21 protein-coding genes are annotated in these 22,360 nt (G+C 43.3%); 16 read left to right on the top strand and 5 right to left on the bottom strand.

Annotated elements, in window-relative coordinates; translation table 11 throughout:
* Nucleotides 1-93 precede the first annotated feature (93 nt).
* Nucleotides 94-333, bottom strand: a complete 240-nt coding sequence (locus ABD894_RS20295) for a hypothetical protein (protein ID WP_345212904.1) — start codon at nt 331-333, stop codon at nt 94-96.
* 63 nt (nt 334-396) lie between these two features.
* Between ABD894_RS20295 and ABD894_RS20300 the strand changes: the two genes are divergently transcribed.
* Nucleotides 397-1,281, top strand: a complete 885-nt coding sequence (locus tag ABD894_RS20300) for a glycoside hydrolase family 25 protein (RefSeq protein WP_345212905.1) — start codon at nt 397-399, stop codon at nt 1,279-1,281.
* 1 nt (nt 1,282) lies between these two features.
* On the opposite strand, the gene ABD894_RS20305 is transcribed toward ABD894_RS20300, so the two are convergent.
* Both ABD894_RS20305 and ABD894_RS20310 read right to left on the bottom strand, forming a co-directional pair.
* Nucleotides 1,283-3,184 (bottom strand): AAA domain-containing protein, encoded by a 1,902-nt coding sequence (locus ABD894_RS20305; protein ID WP_345212906.1) that lies wholly within the window; start codon nt 3,182-3,184, stop codon nt 1,283-1,285.
* A 245-nt stretch (nt 3,185-3,429) separates the two neighbouring features.
* Nucleotides 3,430-3,756 (bottom strand): hypothetical protein, encoded by a 327-nt coding sequence (locus ABD894_RS20310; protein ID WP_345212907.1) that lies wholly within the window; start codon nt 3,754-3,756, stop codon nt 3,430-3,432.
* Nucleotides 3,757-3,927: 171 nt separating this feature from the next.
* Between ABD894_RS20310 and ABD894_RS20315 the strand changes: the two genes are divergently transcribed.
* The 4 genes from ABD894_RS20315 (at nt 3,928) to ABD894_RS20330 (ending at nt 8,465) form a co-directional block, all read left to right on the top strand.
* Nucleotides 3,928-4,653 (top strand): hypothetical protein, encoded by a 726-nt coding sequence (locus ABD894_RS20315; protein WP_345212908.1) that lies wholly within the window; start codon nt 3,928-3,930, stop codon nt 4,651-4,653.
* A gap of 367 nt (nt 4,654-5,020) precedes the next feature.
* Nucleotides 5,021-5,305 (top strand): hypothetical protein, encoded by a 285-nt coding sequence (locus ABD894_RS20320; protein ID WP_345212909.1) that lies wholly within the window; start codon nt 5,021-5,023, stop codon nt 5,303-5,305.
* A 22-nt stretch (nt 5,306-5,327) separates the two neighbouring features.
* Nucleotides 5,328-7,892 (top strand): DUF5686 and carboxypeptidase-like regulatory domain-containing protein, encoded by a 2,565-nt coding sequence (locus ABD894_RS20325; protein WP_345212910.1) that lies wholly within the window; start codon nt 5,328-5,330, stop codon nt 7,890-7,892.
* Between the two features lie 117 nt (nt 7,893-8,009).
* A complete protein-coding gene (locus ABD894_RS20330; protein WP_345212911.1) occupies nt 8,010-8,465 on the top strand; it encodes a MarR family winged helix-turn-helix transcriptional regulator in 456 nt (151 codons plus the stop codon).
* Between the two features lie 260 nt (nt 8,466-8,725).
* Here ABD894_RS20330 and ABD894_RS20335 read toward each other — a convergent pair whose 3' ends face one another.
* Nucleotides 8,726-8,926 carry a hypothetical protein gene (locus ABD894_RS20335; RefSeq protein WP_345212912.1) on the bottom strand — a complete coding sequence of 67 codons (201 nt, stop codon included), beginning with the start codon at nt 8,924-8,926 and terminating at the stop codon, nt 8,726-8,728.
* Nucleotides 8,927-9,223: 297 nt separating this feature from the next.
* Between ABD894_RS20335 and ABD894_RS20340 the strand changes: the two genes are divergently transcribed.
* The 9 genes from ABD894_RS20340 to ABD894_RS28220 all read left to right on the top strand — a co-directional run bounded on the left by ABD894_RS20340 (nt 9,224) and on the right by ABD894_RS28220 (nt 19,459).
* Nucleotides 9,224-11,620, top strand: a complete 2,397-nt coding sequence (locus ABD894_RS20340) for a GumC family protein (RefSeq protein WP_345212913.1) — start codon at nt 9,224-9,226, stop codon at nt 11,618-11,620.
* A 10-nt stretch (nt 11,621-11,630) separates the two neighbouring features.
* Nucleotides 11,631-12,992, top strand: a complete 1,362-nt coding sequence (locus tag ABD894_RS20345; RefSeq protein ID WP_345212914.1) for a lipopolysaccharide biosynthesis protein — start codon at nt 11,631-11,633, stop codon at nt 12,990-12,992.
* Between the two features lie 35 nt (nt 12,993-13,027).
* A complete protein-coding gene (locus ABD894_RS20350; RefSeq protein ID WP_345212915.1) occupies nt 13,028-13,687 on the top strand; it encodes an acyltransferase in 660 nt (219 codons plus the stop codon).
* 1 nt (nt 13,688) lies between these two features.
* On the top strand, nt 13,689-14,957 hold the full coding sequence (locus ABD894_RS20355; protein ID WP_345212916.1) for a hypothetical protein: 1,269 nt from the start codon (nt 13,689-13,691) through the stop codon (nt 14,955-14,957).
* Nucleotides 14,958-14,968: 11 nt separating this feature from the next.
* A complete protein-coding gene (locus ABD894_RS20360; protein ID WP_345212917.1) occupies nt 14,969-15,733 on the top strand; it encodes a glycosyltransferase family 2 protein in 765 nt (254 codons plus the stop codon).
* 12 nt (nt 15,734-15,745) lie between these two features.
* On the top strand, nt 15,746-17,038 hold the full coding sequence (locus ABD894_RS20365; RefSeq protein WP_345212918.1) for a glycosyltransferase family 4 protein: 1,293 nt from the start codon (nt 15,746-15,748) through the stop codon (nt 17,036-17,038).
* A gap of 4 nt (nt 17,039-17,042) precedes the next feature.
* Nucleotides 17,043-18,182 carry a glycosyltransferase family 4 protein gene (locus tag ABD894_RS20370; protein ID WP_345212919.1) on the top strand — a complete coding sequence of 380 codons (1,140 nt, stop codon included), beginning with the start codon at nt 17,043-17,045 and terminating at the stop codon, nt 18,180-18,182.
* Entirely contained in the window at nt 18,172-18,891 is a 720-nt protein-coding gene (locus tag ABD894_RS20375) for an acyltransferase (protein ID WP_345212920.1), read from the top strand. The genes ABD894_RS20370 and ABD894_RS20375 overlap by 11 nt, the downstream gene beginning before the upstream one ends.
* Before the next feature lie 295 nt (nt 18,892-19,186).
* Nucleotides 19,187-19,459: a DapH/DapD/GlmU-related protein gene (locus ABD894_RS28220; RefSeq protein ID WP_425562996.1), complete on the top strand. Its 273-nt coding sequence runs from the start codon at nt 19,187-19,189 to the stop codon at nt 19,457-19,459.
* 9 nt (nt 19,460-19,468) lie between these two features.
* Here ABD894_RS28220 and ABD894_RS20385 read toward each other — a convergent pair whose 3' ends face one another.
* Nucleotides 19,469-20,134, bottom strand: coding sequence for an acyltransferase (locus ABD894_RS20385; protein WP_345212922.1), 666 nt, complete (start codon nt 20,132-20,134; stop codon nt 19,469-19,471).
* A gap of 249 nt (nt 20,135-20,383) precedes the next feature.
* Between ABD894_RS20385 and ABD894_RS20390 the strand changes: the two genes are divergently transcribed.
* Nucleotides 20,384-21,544 carry a DUF1972 domain-containing protein gene (locus tag ABD894_RS20390; RefSeq protein ID WP_345212923.1) on the top strand — a complete coding sequence of 387 codons (1,161 nt, stop codon included), beginning with the start codon at nt 20,384-20,386 and terminating at the stop codon, nt 21,542-21,544.
* Nucleotides 21,545-21,556: 12 nt separating this feature from the next.
* Complete coding sequence (locus ABD894_RS20395) at nt 21,557-22,354, top strand: polysaccharide biosynthesis/export family protein (protein WP_345212924.1); 798 nt, start codon at nt 21,557-21,559, stop codon at nt 22,352-22,354.
* The last annotated feature ends 6 nt before the right edge of the window (nt 22,355-22,360 follow it).

Raw genomic sequence — 22,360 nt, forward strand, 5'->3', positions numbered from 1 at the left:
TACCTATCAATCTGAAAAAATAATAGCCCCGGCAAACCAGGGCTACACGTGATGAACTTCCAAGTGGAGGCCCTCATTGAATGATCAAAATTATTAAATATTATTTGCTTTTAAAGACAGTACCTCTTCGGCTTTGCCGTAAAGAGGGGGGAATAAAAAAGCAAAAATCCCTTCTCTCCGCAAGCGGAAAGAAGGGATTCGAAGTTCTTTATTTTGCAAGATCATCCAACCCTCTTTGCGCAGCAGAGAGGGTGGTCCAGCGAAGCGTAGACCGGGTGAGTTAGCTATACGATTCGCTTTTGCCGCTAAGCGCATAGTTTGTATTTGCTTCATTGTGGATAGATAATTTCGGCAATACTGCACACGTCATCGCCTCATTTTCCTATTTTTGCCATCGTGACTGTAAAGAAAAAACCTGCCGCTCCTCCACGCAAAAAAACTGCCGTTAAACGTAAGCCATCGCCCCGGAAAAAGAAGAAGACCAACAAGATCAACACCAATCTCATTATTGCCCTTACGGGAATAGCGCTCATTTTACTGTCGCCATTTTATTACGGTTATGTGCTCAATACTTTTTCGTCGGCCTGGCAATGGGTGAGGGATTTCGGAAAAGATCCGCATTACCGCACCTACAAAAGTTTCGATATCAATATCCCCACAAAATATACGGTGCATGGCATTGATGTATCGTACGCGCAGGGTAAAATAGACTGGCACAAGGTAAAGGTTATGCAGGAAGACAGCGTGCACATCACCTTCGCGTTCATAAAAGCTACCGAAGGGGTCTTATTGGTCGATCCGTACTTTAAGCGCAACTGGCGCGAGGCTGCTAAAGCAGGCATCATCTGCGGGGCATATCACTACTTTCGGCCCGAAAAAAGCGGCAAATGGCAGGCACGTTTTTTTATGCAGAATGTAAACGTAGAAAAAGGGGACATGCCCATGGTAGTTGATGTAGAAACCCTGAAAGGCGCATCGCCGGAACAAATGCGTAAAGAGTTGAAGGCGTTTTTAGAAAGCGTGGAAGCCAAAACCGGCACCAAACCTATCATTTATTCGGGTTTGAGTTTTTATAAGGATTACCTGCAAAGCTATTTTGAAGGCTACCGTTTGTGGATAGCCCATTACTACAAACCCGAGCTAAAAGCAGGCCGGAATACCCAATGGTTGTTTTGGCAACACTCCGACAAGGCAAGGGTGAACGGTATTAACCACACGGTTGATTTCGACGCTTTTCACGGCGACTCGATAGCGTTCCGCAATATGCTGATCACCGACTGATTTAGTCGGCGTATTCCCAGGCGCTTTGGTAGGCGTTCATCTTTTCGGCATAGTCAATCAGGTTGGCATAAAACGGCAGTACCGATAGGGTAGAGCTGTCGCCGATGATCACCAGTTTCTTTTTGGCGCGGGTCATGGCTACGTTCATGCGGCGGATATCTGCCAGGAAACCTATTTCGTTATCGGTATTGCTCCGCGTCATGCTGATGTATACCATATCGCGTTCCTGCCCCTGAAAACTATCAACCGTGCTGATCGAGATCTTTTTTAAATACGGTTGCAGTATGGTTGATGCGCTGATGAGTTCGTTAATGGTATAAATTTGCTGCTTGTACGGCGCTATGATAGCTATCGACGGAAATTGCGCCGCCGGGTAGTGCTCGCCTAATTGCGTCGCCATCAATTCGAGATGCTTTAGCAGAAACACCGCCTCTTCGGGATTGGTTACGCTGGTACCTTCCTGTTTTTCGTTAAAGCCGCAACCCGCGGTGTCAATAAACAGCAATGGCCTGTCTTCATTAAACAGCAAATGTTCAGCAACCGATGGATGGGCGATCAGCCTGTCCTGGTAAAACACGCCCGACGAATAACCCATAATTTGGTTATGCATGCGGTATTGCTCTTCCAGCAATATTACCGCTTCGGGATATAGGTTAACGCATTTCTCGAACAGGGTAGTACCCAATCCGTTTCGGGAGGCCTGTATTGATTTTATGGTAGGTTGCAGCTGACAATGATCGCCCGCTAAAATTACCTTTTGTGCTTTTATAATGGGTATCCAGCAGGCAGGTTCAAGCGCTTGCCCGGCTTCGTCAATTACAACGGTGTTAAATTTTAAGTTCCTTATGGTGTAATGGTTGGCGCCCACCAGCGTAGCGGTAATTACCTGCGCTTTTTCTATTACGTCGTCAATAATAAACTGTTCGGCATCGTCGGCTGCCTTAACCAGTTTGCGGGCTTCATTAAACAGGGCATTGCGCTGGTCGCGTTCGGCTTTGCCGAAGCTGCGCTTGTATTTATGTGCCATGTTTTTATACTCGCCCGCCTGTTTGCGCAGCTTTTTTATCTCCTTGCTATCCTTATGCTGGGTAGTTTGATGATCGAGCGTGAGGCTCATCAGCCTCTCAGATACCCTTGCCGGGTTGCCGATGCGCAGCACATTAAGGCCTTGTTCGCTTAGCTTTTCACTTAACAGATCAACGGCGGTATTGCTGGGCGCTACTACCAGTAATTGCTTTTCGCCATGCTGCAAGAGTTGTTTAATAGCCTGTACAATGGTGGTGGTTTTACCCGTTCCGGGCGGGCCATGCACTATAGCCAGGTCTTTAGCCGAAATGATCTTATCAACCGCCGCCTGCTGCGATGCATTGAGGTTAGTAAACGCTATCGGCAATTTTTCATCAGTAAAAGCTGGTGCTATATTGCCCGTTAACACGTTGATGAGGTGCCCTTCGGGTTTACCTTGAATGGTGGCGGCTTGTTTAAGTGCCTTCTGCATTTCCTGGTAAGTATTATCGTCGAACAGCAGGTCGATGCCCAGTTTACCGTTTCGGGTCCAGTCGGGCAGCTCGTCGGTATTGAGGGTGAATTTTAACCGGGTATTGTTTTGGTACACCACGGTGCCCTCAATACGGTCATTTTTAGCATCGTGATTGGAGAATAAGGCCACAGGCACCCCTGTACGAAACTGGTGCGCTATATCATGATGGGTGGTACGTTCAACCTCTACCTGCAAATAATCACCACGCCCCAGTTCGGTATCCCTTATAGCAACAGGGTACCAGGTAATGCCGCTTCCGCGACGATCAGCCGCCGATGATGTTTCGGTAAGTTTCAGATATTGGCTGCGATCCTCATCCCATTCCATCTTCAACAGATCAGCCTGCTCCTTAAAATAATCCATCCGCAAATATATCAGCTTAAATTATCATATAGGTTATTGATATATTGTTTGCTGATTGCAATTACTTAAGTTTGAGTAACCATAAACTTTTAACATGTACAAGATTATTTTGCTGCCTTTGGTGCTCATACTATTCAGCCTATGGTCGGTGTTATCACCGCACCATTATATTTGCTTTTAATACGTAGAGGTGGTGCGGTGATAACACCGACCACAGGTTTGATTTTTATAAGCCTAAAAAGGCATTAAACATTGGCGATATAATCCACCACCTGCTGTTGCTCTTCATGGCTTAGCAAATCGCCTTCGTAATGCCATTTCGCATTGCTTTCTGTGGTTATCTTTCCTAAATAGTCGGGGTTGGAGGCGTCGGCCAGGTCATTGTTTTCCTTGCCTATTTCCAGCGGTTCGGTAAAGAGTATGGTTTTATCGTCGAAGGCGCTTTTGTATAATTTGTAAACGCCTGTTGCATGCACTTGTTCGCCGGCGCTTCTTTCAATTACCGGTTCAATAATCAATTTTCTTTCACTGCCATCGGGGCTAATTACTGTAAAGGTTACGGGGTTGATCATGGGTGCTTGCTTTGCGTTACAATATCAGGACAATTTTATAAATAATTTGTTTCCGTAAAGCCAAGATATGATTACAAAGCGAGATTGAAAAAGTTGAAATATAAAGCATATATTGTAAATATGTACATACATTTATATATTGTTTATTCCTAACTTTTTGGCTATATCGATATGAAAATAAGAGTATTTACTTTTTTGCTGATTTTAACCGGAGTACAAACTTCATTGGCGCAAATTAAAACCAAGAAGCCTGTGCGCAGGGAGGTTATAATAGCTTTAAAATATGTAGGAAATTACGGATTAGGAGATAAAGCGACTACCACTCAATTTGATGATAAAGGCAATAAAATTGTCAAGGCTAATATGCAGGGTGATAATTTGTTTTGGATGCTGATTCCGTACGATAAAAACCAACCTAACAATTTTCATTGGCCGCTAAATACATATCTGAATGAATTACATGCAGAACCTTATCAATATTTATACAAAGATATTTTCTTGATAAATGATATTAACCAAAATGGGATCTATCAAGCTTTTTGCAACGAGTATAAATTTAACAAACAAAAGCTCATTAAAGATCAACCTAAACCGGAAGATTTTGCTCCCGGTTGGAAAGATAATGATGTATACCTGATGCAAACCCAAACCGGCGCAGTAGCTAAAATGTGGATTATTGATGCCTTGTGGGATGAATATACAGTAAATGACAAGCCGCAGTTTTTTAATGGCCTATATCCTCGTACTTTGAATTTTGAACAGTACCACATATTTACCCTCAGAAAGATTATCAGTTTAAAGCCCGTCATCGGCACTAATAATGATCAAGACAATGCATGCATATTGGTAAAGAAAGATGCAGCGTTAATTCCTTTTGAAAAACCAAAAGGCAGATAGTGCTGGATTTTTTATGCGGTATTTTCTGAATCGACAAATTTCAAGATTCGGCACATTGATAGTGCTTATATAAGCTGATCGCTTCCGGTTACTTCTCTTGAATTATTGACAGATTTTATCTCCAGACAATTACCTATAACATTGCATTTAAAGATCATCTGATTCCCCTGTAGACGATCATCAGCCCAAAACATTTTAAATAAAATGCACCTTGTGATATTTGCCTGACACAAATTTTGTGATGATAACACAAGTATGACAAAACCCGTTTTCAATGTCATGGAGGCGTAAAATAGGTTTAAATACGTCAACTTGGTTTACTAATATCGTCAACTTGGTTTACATTTGTACTGTCGTTTTAAACGTTATGAATACACCAGTACACATCAGTAACACAAGCACAATACGCACCCCGGTAAGCGGTGGCAGCAGCTTGCTAAAAAATACCACTACTTACGTAGTAGATGCTTTGGGCGAAGGCCTTAAGCAGAATTTTTTGGGAGCTGATATCAATATGGAGTTTTTAACGCTTGCCATTCGCGTAATGGCATCGGCATCAATAAAAACAATACAGCAAAAAGTGATAAAGCCCATCGCGGCCAAAACACGCACGGCTGTAAAATACCCATCACTTAGTCAACCAGCATTTTAACAACCACCAACACAATTTAGTAATGAAACAGTTTTTCGCCTCCACCATACATAAAAGCCTTACGGTGATAGCCCTCGTGCTGGCATCGTTTACAGCAGGCTTTGCCCAAACAACGGTAAAGGGGGTAGTTACCGATGCCCGCACACATGAAGCTATGGCTTATGTGTCTGTCGCTTTTGCAGGTACCTCGCAAGGTATGAGCACCGACGGACAAGGCCACTACAGCTTAACCACCAACGCAACCGACCGCAAACAGATACAGGTATCTTTTGTGGGTTACCGCACCGTGTTGAGAGATATTGAGGTAGGTAAAGATCAAACCATCAATATAGCATTAACCGAAGAGCGTAATAACTTAGCCGAAGTGCTTATCAAATCGGGCAAGAAGAAGAAATATACCAATAAGAATAATCCCGCTGTTGAACTGATTCGCCAGGTTATTGCTCACAAAGCACAAAACCAGGTAGAAAATTATAACTACGCCGAGTACAAACAGTACGAAAAGATGGCCTTTTCGTTGAGTAACCTGTCGGATAAATTCAGGCAGCGCCGTGTGTTTAAAAACTACCAGTTCCTGTTTCGCGAGCAGCAGGATTCAACAGCTATCGGCGGTAAAACATTGCTGCCTCTTTATATGGAAGAAAAGCTATCGAGCAACTACTTCCGCAAAGCGCCTTATGTTAAAAAACAAATAATTGAAGCCAACAAACAGGTAAAGTACGACGAAAACTTTGTGGATAACCAGGGTTTGGCCGCATACTTTAACCGTATGTACCAGGATATCAACATCTACGATAATAACGTATCCTTATTGAGTAACCAGTTGTTGAGCCCTATTGCCAATAACTCTCCCGATTTTTACAAGTTCTTTATTACTGATACGCTTAAAGATCAATCGCCAAAACTGATTGAGTTGAGCTTTACCCCGCGCAACACCAATAACATGCTGTTTGAGGGTAAAATATACATCACCATGGATGGCAACTACGCTGTGCAAGGCGCGTTCCTAACCGTTAACAAAAACATCAACCTCAACTTTGTGCGCCAAATGGAGGCCTCGCTATCATTTGAGAAAAACAATGATGGCCGTTACCACCTTAGCCAAAGTAACCTGCGTATCGATTTCGGTTTGAACAAAAACAAAGGCGGCGGTATCTTCGGAGAGCGTTTGGTTACCATTAACGATTTTGTGATCAACACCCCACGTCCTAAAGAAACTTACGATGGCCCTGCACAGGTGTTCGTTTCAAATGCGGAGAAAAAGGATGACCTGTACTGGACAGCAAGCCGCCCTGTAAAACTGGATTCGGCATCGGCAATGGTGTATAAAAACATCGATAGCCTGCAAACTATCCCATCGTTCAGGCGTACTATGGATATTGCCACTTTGGTATTGGCGGGTTATAAAAACTTCGGTCCGTTTGAGGTTGGCCCAATCAATACATTTTACAGCTTTAACCCGGTAGAAGGTTTCCGTGGCAGGTTAGGCGGTCGTACCACTACCTCGTTAAGCACACGCTACTATTTTGAAACTTACGGTGCTTATGGTGCAAAAGACCAACGTTTTAAGTACTTTTTAAGTTCAACATATTCGTTAAATAACAAGTCGATCTATTCATTCCCTCAAAACTACATCAGGGCAAGTTTTCAGCACGATACAAAAATACCGGGACAAGAGCTGCAATTTGTTCAGGAGAGTAATTTCTTCCTGTCGTTTAAAAGGGGCGATAATGATATCTGGTTATACAACGACATTTTCAGGTTTGATTATGTGCATGAGTACCTGAATCACTTTTCGTACGCGGTTGGCTTTAAAAAATGGAACCAAAGCCCTGCCGGCGCGTTATTATTCCAAAACTTGATGCCGAATGGCGAGCTTAACAATGTAGGCTTGATCCACACTACCGAGCTGTCATTGCAACTGCGTTACGCTCCGCATGAGAAGTTTTATCAGGGTAAATTATACCGTACACCAATTCCTGATAAGTACCCGATTTTTACATTAAACTATACACAGGGTATTAAAGGTTTCTTCGGTGGCGATTATAGCTATTCAAACCTGGTAGGTAATATCAGCAAACGTTTCTACCTGTCGCAATTGGGTTATACCGATATTACTACCGAGGGTGGTTACCTGTTTGGCAAAGTGCCTTTTCCGTTGCTGGATATTCACCATGCCAACCAAACTTACGCGCTGCAATTACAATCATATAACCTGATGAACTTCCAGGAGTTTGTGAGCGACCACTACGCCAGCATATTTATCGATCATAACTTTAACGGTTACATTTTTAACCGTGTACCATTGCTTAAAAAACTGAAACTGCGTGAGGTTGTTAGCTTTAAGAGCCTTTGGGGCGGTGTAAGGGATGAGAACAACCCTGCGTACGATCATTCGTTATTGCGCTTCCCTAACGCGGGTGGCGGTACCTATTCGTTAGGTTCAACACCGTATATGGAAGGCAGCGTGGGTATAGGAAATATATTTAAACTGATACGTGTTGACCTTGTTAAGAGGTTCACTTATCTCGACCACCCGGGCGCGCCGGAGTGGGGCGTAAGAACCTTAGTGAAATTTGATTTTTAATTGTAGTTTAGTAAACCGGGTTGACGTATTAAATACACAACGGTATAATAATTGCATATTATAATCATATAGTTTTTTAAACACCCTGTTAGTTTAAATATTCAGCGGAGAAAGATAATGAATACACAGAACGAGGATAGTAAGAGAGTTGCATGTAAGCTGGTTTATTTGCTTAAACGCTTTACCGATCAGTGGATGGATAAACGTTTGTGCAGTGTGGGGCATCCGGGTTTTAATAATTCGCACCTGCCTTTGTTAATGAGTATTGGCACTACAGGTATTTCAAACAGCGCGCTTGCCGGCAAGCTTAACGTAACCAAGCAAGCCACCAGTAAAGTAATAAAAGAGCTGGAGAATATACACCTGGTTAAAAGCGAAAAAAGCGCTAATGACGCGCGTGTAGCCATGTTATACCTTACCAACGAGGGCGAAAGCTTTTACCAGAACGTAAAGAAACAGGTGTTTGAATTAGAAGACGAATATAAAAAAGTAGTAGGAGTTAAAAATTACGAGATAGCTATAGATGTAATGTTGAAGCTGATCACTTTTCACGAAGAAAATAACTGTGTTTAACAATAAGAGGCTGGTTTAATACAAACTGATAACCTGCTTTATATTCAAAGACACATCCTATATATCGCCCGGCCGTGGTTTACCACCGGCCGTTTTTTTTGCTTTATAGTTGACTCACCCTGACATCGCTTCGCTCGTCGTCCCTCTCTACGTAAACGTAAAGAGGGATTTTTGTGGTTTTATTACATTGCATTCCAACCCTCTTTGCGAAGCAGAGAGGGTGGTCCAGCGAAGCGTAGACCGGGTGAGTCAGTAGTAAACTAAACTATAAATAGTATCGATATAACGCTGATGAGCAAATGGAAAACGCCCATCACCAGTCTGTCCGACTGTTCATCGTTCAATTTATAATCGAGCGGATTTATCTTTAGTTTGCGTAGTATTAAAATACCCGATACACCTGTTATCAGGGTTAAGCCAATTACCAGAAATTGGGTCTTATCGTAAAAATTCTCGGCCATATCACTTATCTTTTAGGTAGCCTGGTCAGTTACAGGAATATAATTAATACATATTTATATCTAAATATTATAAAGTATAGTATTTATTGTGTTCATTATAATAAACGTGTTCACTTTGTTCATTCTGCCCTTTTTGAGCTCGAAACGGCAATTCTCACTTAACTTTCCGATAAATAAGACCGTATTAAACGGAGCATCAAAATGCCTGCGATGCGTATGATTTCAACAGCGGGAATTTAATAAGGATAGCTGCGATTGATAAGGCTGGTTTTGAAAAACATCTAATCACTATATGATATGAACAACGGAGACATCTTAGCCGATAAACTTGACTTTACATACAAAAAGGAGGAAGGCCCGGGTGAAGTACGAAATTTGGTGGCTATATGCCGTAACTACTGGTACTTGTTTGTACTAAGTTTAATTGCTTGCCTTGGTGGCGCGTTCTTTTATGTGCAATACGCCCCCAACCAGTGGAATATATTGAGTAAAGTAATTGTTGAGGAAGATAATAACTCACCGGCTAAATCGCTCACCAACGGTTTAAATGCCGACATGGCTTCGATATTCGATATGAAGAACAGTGCCGATAATGAGGTGAAGATATTGCAATCGCGTGGGTTGCTGAAAACCGTTATAGCCGATATGCAGCTTAACGTGCATGTGTATGACGACAATGGTTTAAGACAGCACGAATTATTTGACGAAGCGCCTTTCACCGTTACTATGGATTACAAATCTGATTCGTTAAAGCTGGATGGCTATAAGATAATAGTAACCGATGCAAGCCACTACCAAATAGGTAAGCTGAAAAGCGACAATCTGGAAAATGCCACTTTTGGTCAGCCCGTATCGTTTGATCATTATACCGTTACCCTCAATAAAACAAAATACTTTCAGCCGCAAGGCGATTATAAACTGGTTGTAAAAACCATTAAACAAACAGAGAAAGAACTTTCCTCGGCCTTCGCGGTAGGGCTGGATGATAAGCAAGCCACCGTGATTAACCTGCAACTAAGCTACAATAACCCTAAACGTGGCGAGCAGGTACTTGAAAAACTAATGGAAGTTTACCTGCGAAACAACCGCGCCAACAAGATCCGCATTGCCGATAGCACCATGAAGTTCATCAACACCCGTTTGGCGGTGGTTGGTACCGAACTTAACAATGCCGAAAAAACACTGGAACAATACAAGGTAAAAAACAAAATATCAGACATTAACGCCCAGGCGAAGGCGCTGATAACCGGTGCCGACGAATACCAGGGCAAACTGAATGATAACGAGGTGCAATTGGCCATAGCTAACGATTTGTACAAGTACGTTAACGATGGTAATAATCCGCAGGTGGTACCAAGTTCGCTTATTACCAAGGATATGGCATTCGGTACGGCTATTAACGGCTACAATGAAATGCTGCTGCGCAGGGAGCAACTGAAACTAACGCTAACCGAATCGAGCAATATCATTAAAAACCTCGATCAGCAAATTGAGCTGGCCAGGCTGGCGCTGATGTCGAGCCTTAAGAATTACAGGCAGAGTTTGCAGGTATCGTTGTCGGCCTTTAAAAGGCAGAACGCCACCATTGAAGATAAAATATCAAGCGCCCCTGTTAAAGAAAGGATCTACCTGGACTACGCTCGTCAACAAAGCCTGAAGCAGGATCTTTACCTGTTCCTGCTGCAAAAGCGTGAAGAGACAGCCATATCGCAAACGGCTACGCTGGCCAGCTGCCGCGTGCTTGACGAGGCAGAAAGTATTGATGAGCCATTCGCGCCAAAAAAATCACTGATCTATATGATCGCTTTGTTTGCCGGGGTATTTATACCGGCGGCGGGCTTAAGTGCCAAGGAGATCTTTAACATCCGCATCAATACCAAATCAGATATTGAGAAACACACCAATGTGCCGCTGTTGGGCGAGATCAGCCGTAATGTTAATCGTAAAAAGCTGTTGGTGTATAATGATAACAGGTCTATCATATCTGAAGAGATAAGAGCCTTGCGTACCAGTTTAAAATACGTTACCGAAAAAGGAAAGTGTAATGTGATCCTTTTTACGTCAAGCATGAGCGGCGAGGGTAAATCATTCATCTCGCTTAATTTGGGTAACTCCATCGCCTTATCGGGCAAAAGGGTGGTACTGTTAGAGCTCGACTTACGTAAACCACGCCTGCTCGAAAATATTGGGGTTGATAACAATTACGGCTTCACCAATTATGTAATATCAAGCGAAAAGAATGCCATTGATAAACTTATCAAGCCATCAACCTTTAACGATAATTTCTCTTTCATATCATCGGGCCCAATACCGCCAAACCCGGCAGAGTTGCTGATGAGCGACAAGCTGAAAACATTGATAGATGACCTGAAAACCCGTTTCGATTACGTGATTATTGATACCGCGCCGGTAGGTATGGTGTCTGACGCGCTGATTATTGAAGAGTTTGCCGATATTACTTTTTACGTGGTAAGGCAAAACTACACGCTAAAATCGCAGCTGGGAATAGTGAACGATCTGCACAAAACTAAAAAAGCAAAACACCTGTACCTTATAGTAAATGATATCGAAATTAAAAAGAATAGCATAACAGGCTATGGCCACGGTTATGGTAATTACGGCTACCAGATACCCGAACCAACCAGCAACAAGTTTTCGGCACTGATAAAAAGATTAAAGCCGGTAACCAGATAAAGTAAACTTTATGCTGCAAACTATCCAAACCAATCTCCACCGTTATTTTAACAGGGGGCACGAGCGTTCTTTAAAAACAAAAAAGAACATCGTAAAATCCATCCTGTTAAAAGGCGGCAGTGTGGCTGTTTCTCTTACACTGATACCGCTTACTATCCATTACATTAACCCAACCCAATATGGTATTTGGCTTACGCTGAGTTCTATTATTACCTGGGCGGGGCTATTTGATATGGGTTTGGGTAATGGCCTGAAAAATAAACTCACTACGATGATCACGCTGGGTGATGTATCGGGGGCACGCAGTTATATAAGTTCTACTTATGCGCTGTTGTTTATCATCGCATTGCTGATGTTTTTGGTGTTTTACTTTGTAAACCCTTTTATCGACTGGCGTACGGTGCTCAATGCCAAAGGCAGTTCAGGCGCGGAGTTGAGCCGTGTTGTGCTGATCGTGTTCGGCTGCTTCTGCTTCCAGTTTGTGGTACAGCTCATCAACAATGTGCTAACGGCCAACCAGGTACCCGCAAAGGTAGCATTGATAAGCCTGATAGGGCAGATATGTTCGTTGGCGGCTATCCTAATACTCACCAATGTAAAACAAGGTACACTGACAGATCTGGTGATCGTAATAGCAGGTATCCCACTGGTGGTTTTAATATTGGGCAGTATATGGTTTTACCGCGGCGAATACAAGCACATTGCGCCTGGGTTTAAATACGTAAACTTTAAATATGCCAGGCAGTTACTGGCTGTAGGCAGTGCTTTCTTTATTATTCAGATAAACGCGCTGGTATTGTACGAAACTGATAATATAGTGATTACTCAATTGTTTGGCCCTAAAGAAGTAACCACGTTTAACGTAGCCTATAAGCTGTTTTCCATAATACTGATGTTCTTCGTAATTGTGATCACCCCGTTTTGGAGCGCCTTTACCGAGGCTTATACCAAAAACGATTATGAGTGGATCCGCAACGCGGTGAACAAGATCAACAAGCTGTGGCTGGTATTGAGTTTTTGCTCGGTGCTGCTGCTTATTGTATCGCCGTGGTTGTATAAGGCATGGTTGGGTAAAAGCATTACTATGCCTATAACACTGTCAATTGCCATGTGCCTGTATACAATCACCATTATTTGGCAGGCTATACACGTTCAACTATTAAATGGCATAGGTAAAATAAAATTGCAGGTGTATTTGGGGATAATAGGATCGATAGTCAATATTCCGCTATCCATCTTTTTAGGCCCGCTGCTGGGTATAGCAGGGGTTACGCTGTCAAACATCATTCTGTTTGTCATTATGGGCATAACTTTTTCTATCCAAACAAATAAAATAATTAACCGTACCGCTATCGGCATTTTTAATGCTTAGCGTGCTTTGAATAAACAGGTATAAATGTTTAGCGTATGAGCCCGATTTATTTCATCAGGAAGATTTACAGAGGATTACGGTTTTTATATTATAAACTGTCGCGGGGTTACTCGTGGCTTATATCCTGCTTTAAATTTTACCTGAACGGGGTCGACTTTCAACGGGATTTTGTAGGCTATGGCATCCCCATTTTGGATATAAACATGAAGGGGAAGTTCAGCATCGGCAAAAAATTCTGGTTCAATGGCGGTAAATACCATGCCATGGGGGGCAGGCAGCAGCAGTGCTACTTTGTAGTAGCTGCCGGCGGCGAACTTACCATCGGCAACAACGTAGGCGTAACCTCGGTGGCTATTATTTGCCACAACAACATCAGCATTGGCGATAACGTGAAAATAGGCATCAACACCGTAATATACGATACAGATTTCCACTCGCTGTATGCCGATATGCGCAACAGTATCCCCGAACGGCTTGACGGCGTAAAAACCAAACCGGTAGTAATAAAAGAGGGCGCTTTTATAGGCGGGCACACCACTATATTAAAAGGGGTAACCATAGGTAAAAATTCAATAGTTGGTGCAGGATCGGTGGTGTTTCAAAGCATCCCCGATGAGCAGATATGGGCGGGCAACCCGGCGGTTTACATCCGCGATACATCGCCTTATTATCAACCGGCTTTTAAAACAGCATAAAATGGCACAAAGAGTATATCCGCTTTTATTATTGGTATTGATACTGGCATCGTACTTTCACATGCAGGCCATTGTACTGGCTATAGCGCTGTTTATAATTGCCATGCCTATGCAATGGCACTTTACCGCCATAAAAATGGCTCGCTTGTTCGCTGTATTATTGCTGCCTTCGGTATTGGGCCTTATTGCCGGGTATAAAAACGATAACTATCTGATTATAAAAGATTTTTACTACTTCCTGATGCCGGTGCTGTTCATCGCGTCGGGCATAGTGCTGGCCTGCCGTATCACTATCGAAAGCTTTTTGAAAACGCTGGTTGTTGCGGGCACAGTAGTAACGGGTTTGGTTACGGCTATATCGGTATCCTACGTAGGCTTTGGCGCCCTTACCGATCCTTATTCGGCGCATTATGCCATCGGTATAGTAGGTACGCCGGGGCCGCCCATAGCATTCGCGTGCTTGCTGCTTACTTATAAGTTCAATATCAGGCTGTATAAACCTATGATGTTTAACGCATTGGTGGCTATTAACGCGTTCGGTATCTATATGTTCGCGTCGCGTACATATCTCATCATTACGTTATGCTTCCTGTTTTTATTGGTGGCCGATAAAATGAAGAAGGTGTGGATACTGCCTATCATCTTTATCATCGCGAGTATATTCATCGTGTTGCCGTTCAACTTATTGCAGAGCGATTCATCCAACCCCTTCGTAAATAAAATACTGCACTCTTTCTCTGAAATGAGCATCGGCGAATACAATACCGAGCAGGATATTAATACCAAATATCGTGGTTACGAATCATTTATGGCGTTAAAAGGTTATGCCGAAGGCGATGTGAAAGACTGGATCTTCGGCGGTCTGGGTAAACTGATCGATCTTAAAACCTTTGTGAGACTGGGCGAAGATTCTGATTTTCAGTTTATCCCCGTACTGCATAACGGCTGGCTGTATATACTGGTGAAAACGGGTATTACGGGTGTAATGGCCTACATTATTGTATTCTTCACCCTCATTGCCATCAACTGGAAAAAATATGCCGATGCACGCGGAAAGCCTGTAATACGTCTTTTTGCCGCTTTAACGGTAGGCTGTATACTTAGTCTGCTGCTTACCAATTACATAGTTACCGCGTTTTTTAATGTGGAGATGAGCATCATCATGATAACGCTGGGCTATAGTTACCTCAACTTCCACTCGCTGCTGTTTAAGCTGAAGGAGATGGAAAAACCAATTGAAATAAAAGTAACCGGGTTTCAGGCCTCTTAGCTATTAGATATATGAAACAGACAAACACCAATCCTGTAAAAGTTACGATAATAACCATCGTATACAATGCCGAAGCAACTGTTGAAGAAACCATATTGAGCGTGATAGGGCAAACCTACCCGAATATAGAATACATTGTAGTTGACGGAGGATCTACCGATGGCACACTGGCAATTATAGAGAAATACCGCAACAAGATCAGCCGTTTCGTATCAGGCCCGGATAAGGGTATTGGCGATGGCTTTAACAAAGGAATTGCCATGGCCACGGGCGAGTGGATAGGCATGATCAATGCCGACGACTGGTACACCTCAAACGCTGTAGAAGTAATGATGGATAACGTAACCCCACAGGATGTGGTTTGCTGCGGCAATATTATGCTGGTAGGTAATAACGGTTTTGAGAAGGAGAAAAAGAGCAAGGTAGGCTGGCTCAACTTCGGCATGTATATTATGCACCCCACCTGTTTTGTAAGGCGGGAGGTTTACAAGGCGGTAGGCAATTATGATATAGGCCTAAAAATAGCCATGGACTTTGATATGTTTTTACGCATAAAACGTAAAGGCTTCAAAATAAGATATATAGATAGTTTGATTGTGTACATGCGCACTGCCGGTGTAAGCAGCGATACCGCTAAAATGCACCGTGAAGAACTGGCCGTAATGCGCAGGCATTTACGCGGTTTAAATTATATCAGTTCGTACGTGTTCAATTATCTGAACCGCTTGCGCTGGCGCTTTGTGTATAACGATCCTTTCAGAACGCAATTAAACTAACGCTGTCAGCCTGTGAAAAAAAAGATACTGATATCGGCTTATGCTTTATCCCCGGTGAAGGGGTCGGAGTTCGCGGTGGCCTGGAACACGGTTACCAAACTGGCCGATCATCACGAACTGTGGGTGCTCTACGGCATGTCTGACGATCACATGGGCGATACGCAAACCATGCGGCAGTATATTATCGACCATCCGCTGCCATCGGTTCATTTTATTGAGGTGCGCGGGAGTTGGCTGGCCAATACCATTAACCTGCTGAACAAGGTTGGCTTGGGCTGGTTCTTTTACTTCGCCTATTATTTATGGCAAAAGGAGGCTTTAAAAACAGCCCGCGAAATTTTAAAAAGGGTTGATATTGATGTAGTGCACCAACTGGGGCCAATTGGCTTTCGTGAGCCGGGTTTTTTGTGGGAACTGGACAAACCAATGGTTTGGGGGCCGATAGGCGGGATGATATTCACAGATGAACGCCTCTTGCAGGGCAAAGCTCTTTTAACCCGGTTGAAATTCCGGTTAAAGAACAGTATTAATACCTATCAGCTTAATTCGGGCCGTATCAGAACTGCATTTGAAAAGGCTGATGTACTGTTCACCTCAACGCAATCGGGCAGGGAAATAGTAAAAGAAAAGTTTGACAGGGATAGCTATTACTTACCCGAGGTCGGCATTTTAAAGCAAATGCCTTTTGATCGCAATAAGTTTAAAAATATTGCAGATGGAAATGTGGAGCTGGTATGGTCGGGTAGTCATATCGAACGTAAAAATTTGGAATTGTGCCTCGACGCTTTGGCTAAAGTTAAAGCGACCAACTGGGTACTCAATGTGTTAGGCAGCGGTCCGCTTACCGAAAAACTGAAACTCAAATCCAGCCAATTGAATATAGCCGACCGTATTAAATGGCATGGTCACCTAAAACGGGAAGAGGCTATAAACGTAATGGCGCAATCGCATTTACATATCATCACCAGTATTGCCGAAGATAATACCACCGTAATATTTGAAGCCATGAGCTTTAACGTACCCACGCTGGCGCTTAACCATTGCGGCATGCGCGATGTGATTTGCGATAGCTGCGGCATCCGTATAGATATAGACGACCGCGATATGATGGTGAACAATTTGGCTGTGGCTTTAAACGGATTGCTGACCAATCCGCAACGGTTGGAGATTTTGGCCAAAAATACAGGTATTTGCGCCGATTCGCATAGCTGGGATAAACGATTGGTACGGTTAGAGAATATGTACAACGAGGCAATTTCATTGCATAACGAGCGTAAACGGGTTCCTGAAATATTAATGGCATAACCAAATGAAGTTGGACTTAAATAGCAAGATAAAATTAGGTATCGATGCCAAATGGTTCTTCGAGGGGCCGCCGAGTGGTAACATGGTGGTAAAAAACCTTGTAGATGAAATTATACGCAACAACCGTGGCCGCTATGATATTTACCTGCTGCTTACCCAAAAATCGAAAGCGCAGGCTATTGCACATTTCCCGGCAGGGATAAACCTTATTTTTTTGCCAAACGTGCCCAACCTGTTATCCAACATGCTCATCATCCCTTACGTGGCCTGGAAACATAATATCGAAGTAATGCTGTTCCAAAATTTCAGCAGTTTATGGTCGCTGGGTTTGTATACCATTGCCTATATACATGATGTGCTGTTTCTCGATCATCCTCAGTATTACACCAAAGCCGAGCTGCTCTACTTTAAAAACATGAAATACCTCGCCGCCCGTGCAGATATGATCATCACCATATCAGGTACGGAGAAAGAGCGACTGGTAAAAAACCATGTATCCAGCGAGAACAAAACAGCTGTGGTGTATCATGGTATAAACGATCATTTCAAAACACTATCCAGCTACCCATTGCAACAAATGGACGATGTAGCCCGCAAGTATAATTTGCCCGGCCGCTACCTGCTGTGTGTAGGGCGGGTGAACATCCGCAAAAATTTGATCAGCCTGGTGAAAGCGCTGGCATTGATAGACGACCCTGCTATTAAATTGGTGATCGTGGGTGAACAGGGCAGCATTAACTCGCAAATTGAAGATCATATTGAGGCCGGTAATTTGAAGGACAGGGTGGTGTTCACCGGGCATGTACCCGAGGAAGACCTGTACCTGATCTACGCCCGGGCGACGATCTTCTGTTTCCCTTCATTTGCCGAGGGGTTTGGTTTACCGCCTTTGGAGGCCATGCAATGCGGCGTGCCTGTAGTAGTATCAAACCGCACGGCCATGCCCGAGGTATGCGGCGACGCGGCGGTTTATATCGACCCGGATAGTACGTTCGATATTGCCCACAAAATAAATAACCTGCTAAACGATGTAGATTATTACCGCCAAAAGGTTACCGAAGGGATCAACCACGCTAAAAACTTTACCTGGGAACGTTCGGCTAATAATCTTCTCAACATAATTGATAACGCGTATGTTAATTGAAAAGATCATACGCAAACTAAAAGGCAACCCTGATTATAAGTGGGAGAACAGCTACAGCCTGAAGGAATTATTCGTGATCCTGTCGGGACGCTTTAGCCAGTTGCTGCGTGGGGCTTGGGGCAAAATGTTCTTCAAAAGCTCGCACGGACTGGTGTTTATGGGTTCAAACGTAGTGATCAAACACGCCTACCTGTTTTCGGCAGGCACCAACCTGATACTGGAAGATAATGTGTATGTTAACGCTTTATCGTTTGATGGCATCAATATCAAAAACAACGTATCCATAGCCCGCAACTGCACCATTATTTGCACAGGGGTAATATCGCAAAAAGGAAAAGGCATTACCATTGGCGATAACAGCGGCATTAACGCGGGCACATATTTAGCCGGGCAGGGGGGAATTGAAATAGGGGATAACGTGATCATAGGGCCTGGGGTAAAAATATTTTCAGAAAACCATAACTTTTCCGATCTGCATGTGAACATTAAAGACCAGGGCGTATCGCGCAGCGGGGTTAGTATCAAAAACAACTGCTGGATTGGGGCCGGTGTAACCATTTTAGCCGGGGTTACTATTGGCGAAGGTTGCGTTATAGCGGCGGGCAGTATCGTAACCAAATCGGTAGCGGCAAATTCGGTAGTGGCTGGCGTGCCGGGCAGGGTATTAAAAAGCCGCAAAGAACTAAACAGCAGGGATATCCCGGTATAATATTAATTACAGATACAGTATAATAATGAGCAACGGTTTCAATAAGTTTAAAGGATCATGCCTGTTTATCGCCTGCGGCTTTATCAGTTGGCTGCCGTTTCACACGTTGCGTATTGGGCTATTACGTTTGTTAAAAGCAAAAATAGGCAACCGGGTGGGTATTTACAGGGGCTTTGAGGTACGCAGTCCGTGGAAGTTGCGCGTGGGTAATAGTTCTATCATCGGTCATAATGCCCTGCTTGATGCCCGCATGGGTTTGCATATAGGCAGTAATGTGAACATCAGTAACGAGGTAATGATATGGACACTGCACCATGATTATAACACTACGGATTTCGCGCAGGTAGGTAAAACGGTAGTGATTGAAGATTATGCCTGGTTGTGCTCGCGTTCGGTAATTTTGCCGGGAGTAACTATTGGCAAAGGCGCGGTTGTAGCCGCGGGGGCGGTGGTTACCAGAGATGTGCAACCTTATACCGTGGTAGGCGGCATACCGGCCAAACCGATAGCCAAACGAATGGAAGATCTTACTTATGATCTGGGCGATGCCATATTGCCCATTATATAATAATCCGATTTAAAGCTTCCAGCTGATATTTGACTTGAGCACCCGCATAGGGTTTCCGCCAAAAATATTGTTTTCGCCCACCAGTCTTTTAGTTACCAGCGAATTAGCCGCCACAATACTTCCCGAAGGAATAACAGAACCTTTTAATATAGTACAACGGCAGCCCACCCATACTTTATCGCCAATAATTACTTCTTTAGGGTGATTGAATACTTCGCCGTTCTCATCGAATATATGGTGAAAGTCGGTATCCATTACTAATGATTCCCATGAGATGCCGCTTTGGTTACCTATCTCTATCTTTTTGGCGGCTACCAGCGCGCACTCGGTGCTCATGTTAAAATCTTCACCTATGATCAACTGTCCCTCGGGGCCAACATTGATTTTGCAGCCGTGCATAATAAAGGCCCTGCCGTTAAATACCACTTCGCCGTAAACCTCCCAAATAGCCCGCGACCGCTTAAAATCAGATATGCCGATGCGGCCGTAGCCAATTTGCACCATGGCCGTTTTAATGGGGCCGTTCAGCGTAACCTTTCCCTGGGTTTTGTATAAGTATACATTGTTTGATATAAATACAGGCAGCTTAACAGCGGTTTTAAAAGGGAAGTATTTAAGGTTGAAAACAATGGTTTTAAGATTGATCCTTTTCAGCAGTTTCAGCACCTTGCTCATACGTTGATAGTTGTTTAATGTAGCTATACTTTAATTATACCACAATTTATTTACAACTCCAATTCGGCATAATATCTATTCTATTCGCCTGTGAACAAATTCATTCAGTTTGTTCATAACAGCCTGAAACACGGCATTTAAGGGCTTTCGTCCGTATAATTATTAAACTTTTGAAGCCGGGGGATAACACATCATCAGGTACTCAAAAATAGTAATTAATTATATCCGTGAACTAAAACATTTGAGAATATGCGTATCGCCATCATTGGAACCAGGGGAATTCCGAACCACTACGGAGGTTTTGAACAATGTGCCGAATATTTAGCGGCAGGCTTAGCAAAAAAGGGCTATGAGGTTGTAGTTTACAACTCGCACAACCATCCTTACCAGGAAAAAGACTGGAACGGGGTGGAGATACGGCACTGTTACGATCCGGAATTTAAACTGGGTACAATAGGCCAGTTTCTTTACGATCTTAACTGCATAAAAGATGTGCGTAAAGATAAGTTTGATGTGATCCTTCAATTGGGTTACACCAGTGGTTCGGTTTGGGGATGGTTACTGCCGCGCAATGCCGTAGTCACCACCAATATGGATGGCATGGAATGGAAACGTCAGAAGTATTCAAAACCGGTACAAAAGTTCCTACAATTTGCGGAGAAACTGGCGGTAAGGTATAGCGATCATTTAATTGCCGATTCGGTAGAGATACAACGCTATTTGAGTGGTAAATACCACAAACCGTCAACCTATATACCGTACGGGGCTATCGTGTTTGAACAACCCAATACTTCAATTTTAGCCGATTTTGAGCTGGAACCATATAATTACGATATGCTGATAGCCCGTATGGAACCCGAAAACAGTGTAGAGATCATACTGGATGGGGTAGCCAAATCAAACCTTAACCGTAAGTTTTTGGTGGTAGGCTGTACTGATAATACGTTCGGCACTTATCTTAAAGATAAATTTAAAGATCACCATAACATTATTTTTTGCGGAGGTATTTATGATATGGGTAAACTGAACAACCTGCGCTATCATTCTAACGTATACTTCCACGGGCATACAGTGGGTGGTACCAACCCTTCGTTACTGGAGGCAATGGCATCAAACAGCCTGATCTGCTCGCACAATAACAAGTTTAATAAAGCCATTTTAGGCGATGACGCATTGTATTTTGCCAATGCCGATGAAGTGGCCCATAGTTTAATAGCCGCCGTAAAAAGCAGCGGGGTTTATAATAAGTTTTTGGTGAATAATAAGGATAAAATTAACAATATTTATACCTGCGAAAACATCATCAATTCTTATGCAAGCCATTTTGAATCGATAGTTTTGGAAAGAACCAAAGTATACCCGAATGTATCCGGCCGTACCGAGGTTGCTTTAGTGCTTGAAAATTCATAAACCTAACCATATATGCCTATAAAAAAACAGTTTCTTACTTTGCTTTGCCTCATCAGCATGGCCACAGTGTTATTCAGTTCGTGCTCGTACAAGCAAAACCAGGTGCTTTTTGAAAATCCGGTGGGCGCGGCACCTGTAAGCAACACAGGCTACGAAGCACCGATATATAAAATTAAACCACAGGATATTTTGCAGGTGCGTAACCTGCAAAATATCAAATACATAGTTGAAGATGTTTCATCGGCTGCCACGCCATCAGGCGGTGGCTCATCTTCATCAGCCAACGCGCAGGGCCAGGCTTACCAGGTGGAAGAAGACGGAACAGTGGCCTTACCGGTTATAGGCCGCATCCCGGTGGCGGGTTTATCAAGACTGGAAGCTGCAAAGAAAATAGAGGCATCATACAAAGAAAAACTGCTTAAAGACCCCATTATTGAGGTGAAGATAGTTAACCTGAAAGTTACCCTTTTTGGCGAAATAAAAGTGCCCGGCAACTACCCGTTAATTAAAGATAAAACCACGTTGGTTGACATCATCGGCGAGGCCGGTGGATTAACCGATAAGGCGAACGAAAAAACGATAAAGATCATTCGCGGGGGTACATCAAATCCGCAAACCACGGTGATCAATTTGAGTGATATCAATTCGCTCACCAACCCGGCAATTGTACTGCAAAACCAGGACATTGTTTATGTGGCGCAAAACAAACGCGCCATCCGCAGCGAGAAATTACAGAATTTTTCTTTAATAGCACAACCTGCTTTGCTATTACTGAACACCGCGCTAATTATACTGACTTTAGCCAAGTAAAATACA

This window comes from Mucilaginibacter gynuensis, assembly GCF_039541195.1.
Lineage (GTDB): Bacteria > Bacteroidota > Bacteroidia > Sphingobacteriales > Sphingobacteriaceae > Mucilaginibacter > Mucilaginibacter gynuensis.